Annotated in this window: 5 protein-coding genes and 1 pseudogene; 4 read left to right on the forward strand and 2 right to left on the reverse strand. The window is 75.0% G+C overall.

The window, feature by feature from the left end:
- Together AC51EU_RS27000 and AC51EU_RS27005 are read left to right on the forward strand one after the other, a co-directional pair.
- Positions 1-438: pseudogene (locus AC51EU_RS27000) on the forward strand (hypothetical protein); the annotation flags it as partial.
- A 347-nt stretch (positions 439-785) separates the two neighbouring features.
- Positions 786-1,661 (forward strand): hypothetical protein, encoded by an 876-nt coding sequence (locus AC51EU_RS27005; RefSeq protein WP_496269703.1) that lies wholly within the window; start codon positions 786-788, stop codon positions 1,659-1,661.
- Between the two features lie 18 nt (positions 1,662-1,679).
- On the opposite strand, the gene AC51EU_RS27010 is transcribed toward AC51EU_RS27005, so the two are convergent.
- Complete coding sequence (locus tag AC51EU_RS27010; protein ID WP_496269704.1) at positions 1,680-2,399, reverse strand: GntR family transcriptional regulator; 720 nt, start codon at positions 2,397-2,399, stop codon at positions 1,680-1,682.
- A 149-nt stretch (positions 2,400-2,548) separates the two neighbouring features.
- On the opposite strand from AC51EU_RS27010, the gene AC51EU_RS27015 reads away from it, so the two are divergent.
- The gene (locus AC51EU_RS27015; protein WP_496269705.1) at positions 2,549-3,388 is read left to right on the forward strand and encodes a (2Fe-2S)-binding protein; all 840 of its coding nucleotides are present in this window, start codon (positions 2,549-2,551) and stop codon (positions 3,386-3,388) included.
- 24 nt (positions 3,389-3,412) lie between these two features.
- Here the strand turns inward: AC51EU_RS27015 and AC51EU_RS27020 are convergent, their stop codons facing one another.
- Complete coding sequence (locus AC51EU_RS27020) at positions 3,413-3,733, reverse strand: ArsR/SmtB family transcription factor (RefSeq protein ID WP_496269706.1); 321 nt, start codon at positions 3,731-3,733, stop codon at positions 3,413-3,415.
- A 93-nt stretch (positions 3,734-3,826) separates the two neighbouring features.
- Between AC51EU_RS27020 and AC51EU_RS27025 the strand changes: the two genes are divergently transcribed.
- A partial coding sequence (locus tag AC51EU_RS27025) for an MFS transporter (protein WP_496269707.1) occupies positions 3,827-4,899 on the forward strand: 1,073 nt, incomplete at its 3' end.

Below are 4,899 nucleotides of genomic sequence, written 5' to 3' on the forward strand. Positions count from 1 at the left end.
TCCGCGCTCGGCCGGGCCGCCGCCCTGCTCGCCCCGGACGCGGCGAGCCGTCCGCTGCTGGACCTGCGGCGCGGGCTGATGGCCGATCACATCGCCGACAGCCCGCAGTCGGCGCGCGCCGCCTACCACCGCGCCCACACGGGCGCCGCCGCCCGCGGTGATCTGCTGCTGCTCTCCTCGACGTGGCGGCATCTCGCCGGACTCGCCCTGCGGGAGGGGGATGTGGCGGAGGCGCGGCACGGGTTCGGCGAGTCGGTGCGCATCCGGGAGGAGCTGGGGTTCCTGGTCGGTACGGCGCCGGCGCTGGTGTCGCTGGCGGACGCGGCGCCGGAGGCGGACGCGGAGCATCTGCGGGCCGAGGCCGCCCGGTTGTTCCGGCTCATGGGCGGGCTGCCCACCTGGCTGGCCGACCGGATCGACGAGGCCCCGGCCTCGTAGCGGACGCGGTCGCTCCCCGGCGCGACCGCGGGGGCGCGCGGGCGCGGCCCGCGTGCCCCCGTCCGTCAACCCCCCGCCCTCGGCCATGCCGCGTCCGCCCGTCATTGGCCGGATGTGCACGGTGGCGGGGCCGGATCGGGCGCCGCGCAGGGCCGTGCGGGTGGTGCGGGAGTTCTTCGCGGGGCGGATGCAACCGCCCGGGGCGCGGACGGTCATGATCAGTCGTGTCCTCTCCTGCCCCGAGAATGGCCGCAAGCCGCAGTGCGGCACCGGTGGCGGGACTGGATGCTGGTCCGGGGCCGCAGCGCCGGCTCCCCCCACTTTCGCGAGCCTTTCAGGAGGCCACCGTGGCAACAGGAGCTATCCGCACCACCGCATCAGCCGACTGGGGCAAGGCGGATTTCGCGGCGATCTACAACTGCCCGGATCCACGGCGCTACTTCAGTACCCTGCACCCGCTCGACTACCAGATCCCGCACCACGGGCAGGCGGTGTTCCGGGTCGCGGTGGACGCCCTGTGCGGGCTCCGCGGCGGCCGTTCCCCGCTGACCGTGGTGGACCTGTGCTGCTCCTACGGCATCAACGCGGCCCTGCTCAACCACCGGCTCACCCTCACCGACCTGTACGCCCGTTACGACGGGCACGACGCGGGCGCCCTCCCCGCCGACCGGGCCGCGCGGGAGGACGGCGCGTTCTTCGCCGCCCGCCGCCGCCCCGGCGCGTCCCGGGTGATCGGCATCGACGTCGCGGACCACGCCGTCGGCTACGCCCGTGACGCCGGCGTCCTCGACGACGGTTTCGCGGAGAACCTGGAGGAGGACGAGCCGAGCCCGCGGCTGCGCGGGGCCCTGGCCGGCACCGATCTGATCACCGTGACCGGCGGCGTCGGCTACATCACCGCCAAGACCTTCTCCCGGTTGACGGACTGTGTGGCCGCGCCGCCGTGGGTCGCCTCGTTCGTGCTGCGCACCGTGCCGTACGAGCCGGTCGCCGCGCTGCTGGAGCACGCCGGGCTGGTGACGGAGAAGCTGACGACCCGTACGTTCCGGCAGCGGCGGTTCGCCGGTGAGGACGAGCGGCGGGCCGTCCTCAGCGAGCTGGCGCGGCGCGGCCTGTCCCCGGCGGGCAAGGAGTCGGACGGCTACTACCACGCCGAGCTGTATCTCTCCCGTCCCCCGGCCGACGCCGAGGCGCTGCCGCTGCCGGAGCTGCTGGCCCTCTGAGGCGGCGCCGACGGGCCGTCAGCCCGCCTCGCCCGCCGGAAGGTTGGTGTGCCGCGCGGCCGACAGATGCTCCCTGACGAGGCGTTCGACGAGCGCGTAGCGCCGGTCCGCCAGGGCGTCGAGCAGTGCCAGGTGCTCCGCCGCGTGCTGCGGGAGCGCGGCGGCGGGCATCCGGCGGCCGCCGGACGGGCCCTGGGCGCGCACCAGCAGATCGTCGGCGACCCGGACCAGCCGGTGGTTGCCGGTGAGGGAGAGCAGCGCGCGGTGGAAGCGACGGTCCGCCTCGGCGTATCCGGCCCGGTCCCCGCTCGCCGCCGCCGCGACGCCGGCCGCGGCGAGCGGCCGCAACTCCTCCCAGCTTTCGGGGGGCCGCGTACCGGCCAGTCGTACGACGGCCGGTACCTCCAGCATGGTCCGCACCTCGGCGATCTCCGCGAGGTCGCGGGCGCTGTACTCGGCGATCCGGAAGCCGCGGTTGAGGACGACCTCGACGGCGCCCTCGACGGCGAGTTGCTGCATCGCCTCGCGCACCGGGGTCGCGGAGACGCCGTAGCGCGCGGCGAGCGCGGGCGCGGAGTAGACCTGGCCGGGCAGCAGTTCGCCGGCGGCCAGTGCCTGGCGCAGCGCGGTGAGGACCTGGGCGCGGACGGAGTGCCGCTGGGGCCTGCGCGGTGCGGCGGGACCGGGTTGTGCGGGTACCCGGTTCCGTGACGTGGGTTCCGCCCTGCCCTGCTCCATTGCGCTTTCTCCTGACATCCCCAGCACCTTAGAGGAGTGCGGGCCGATGATGCGTCCGAGGTGCGGTTTCGTCGCGCGACGGTTCCGGGTACGGTCTTTGGATAAGGTAAGGCTTACCTGCAAACGATCGCGATTCGGTGGTCCTCCGCATGACACCTGCCTTCGCCGACGCCCCTGTCACCACTCCGCTCGCCGGCGCGTACGCCCGGCTCGCCGAGGTGTTCCCCGGACTCCGGGTGAGCGAGGCCGCCTCCGCCCTGCCCTCGGGCGGCGGCTGGGTGACCGCGGCCGCGCTGGCCGACGGCGGCGCGGCACTGGACGCCTTCCTCGCCCGGGACGACGCGCAGATCGTGCGCGACCACGGGCGGCGGGCCCGTCCGGACGTCGTCGCGAGCTTCGCGCTGCACCGTTACGCGTGGCCCGCCTGCCTGCTGGTCACCGTCCCCTGGTTCCTGTCGCGCCGGGTGCCGCGTTTCGCGGCGGGCGATGTCGCGTTCCACCGTGAGCAGGGCCGGATGGCGGTACGGGTGCGGACGTTCGCGTGTCTTCCGGGTGATCCCGCGGGCGGGCTGCCGGGGGCGCGGGTGGTGGCGGGTGAGGACGCGTTGCGCGCCGAGGTGCGGGCGGCGGTGGCCGGGCATCTGGAGCCGGTGCTGGAGGCGTTCCGCCCGCGGATGCGGCGCGGGCCGCGGGCCCTGTGGGGCATGGTGTCGGACGAGGTCGCCGAGGGTCTGTGGTACGTGGGCCATCTGCTGGGCGAGGAGCGGCGCGCGGTGGCCGAGCTGGGGCGGCTGCTGCCCGGCGGCACCGCCCCGTACGCGTCCGGCGCGGGCTTCCGCGAGCTGACCGGTCCGGCCGGCCAGGCGCTGCCGACGCGGGACCGCGCGAGCTGCTGCCTGTACTACACCCTGCGTCCCGAGGACACCTGCGTCACCTGCCCGCGCACCGGCGACGAGGACCGCATCGCCCGTCTCACCACCACTTCCTGACGCGGAGTCATTTTTCACGGCCGGTCAGCGGTCGAGTGCGCCGAGGAGTGCGCCGAGGAGTCCGGGGAAGCGGGCGTCGAGGTCGTCGCGGCGGAGCCGGACGAAGCGGTTGCGTCCGGCGGTCCGGGTGGAGGTGATGCCCGCCTCGCGCAGCACGCGCATGTGGTGGGAGACCGTCGACTTGTGGAGCTGTTCGAGGCCGAGCAGACGGGGGTCGCAGGTGTGCTCCTCGCCGTCGGCGTAGACGGCCAGCAGCCGTAGGCGGACGGGGTCGCCGAGGGCGTGCAGCACCTTGACGAGTGCGATGTCCGCGGTGGCGGGCTGCGGCAGCAGTTCTTCTCCCATGGCGTCCTCCTCCGTACGCGATCGTTTGACAATCATCCACCAATCCCCAATTGTTTGGCGAGCATCAAACCATTTCTCCTTCCGGAGGGACCCGTGCGTCTCCGTCTGCTGCTGCTCGCCCTCGGCACCTTCGCCGTGGGCACCGACTCGATGGTGATGGCCGGGATACTCGGCCGCATCGCCGGTGACCTGGGAGTCTCCGTCCCGGCGGCCGGCCAGCTGGTCACCGTCTTCGCTCTGGCGTACGCCCTGCTCGCCCCGCCCCTCGCCACCCTCACCGCCCGCTGGCCGCGCCGCCGGCTGCTGCTGACCGCGCTCGCCGTGTTCACCACGGCCAACGCGCTCAGCGCCCTCGCCCCCGACTACGGGACGCTGCTGGCCACCCGGGTCCTGGCCGCCGCCGGGGCCGCCCTCTACACCCCGACCGCCAACGCCGTCGCCACCACCGTCGTCCCCCCGGAGCACCGCGGCCGGGCCCTGGCCACGGTGCTGGGCGGCATGACCGTGGCCACCGCGCTGGGCGTCCCGCTGGGTACCTGGATCGGCCGCGCCGACTGGCGGCCGACCATGTGGCTGGTCGTCGCGCTGGGCGCCGCCGCCTTCGCGGGCCTCGCGCTGAAGCTCCGCGACCTGCCCGCCCCGCCCGCGACGGCCCCCGGCCTGCGGGCCCGCCTCACGCCGCTGGGCGACCGCCGGGTGCTGGGCGCCGCCGCCACCACCCTGGTCTTCTTCCTCGCCTTCCAGTCCGTCTACATCTACCTGGCCACCGCCGTACGCCCCGCCACCGGCGGCGACCCGGCGCGGCTCAGCCTGGTCCTGCTGGCGTCGGGCGTCGCGTCGGTCGCGGGCAGCTGGCTCGGCGGGCGCCTGGTGGACCGGTTCGGCGTGCGGCGGGTACTGCTCACCGGCAGCGCGGTAACGGCCGCCGCCTTCGCGGCCCTGCCGTGGGCCGCCGCGACGCTGCCGGGCGCCCTCGCGTACGCGGTGGTGAGCCCGCTCGCCGGCTGGACGGTGTCGGTCGCCCTCCCCCACCGGATGGCGTCCCTCGACCCGGCCAACGCGCCCCTGCTCATCTCCCTCAACAGTTCGGCCCTGTATCTGGGCATGGCGGCGGGCGGCGCCGCGGGCAGCGCGTTCGTCGCCGGACTGGGCGACCGCTGGTTCCC

It is taken from the genome of Candidatus Streptomyces philanthi (genome assembly GCF_059553635.1).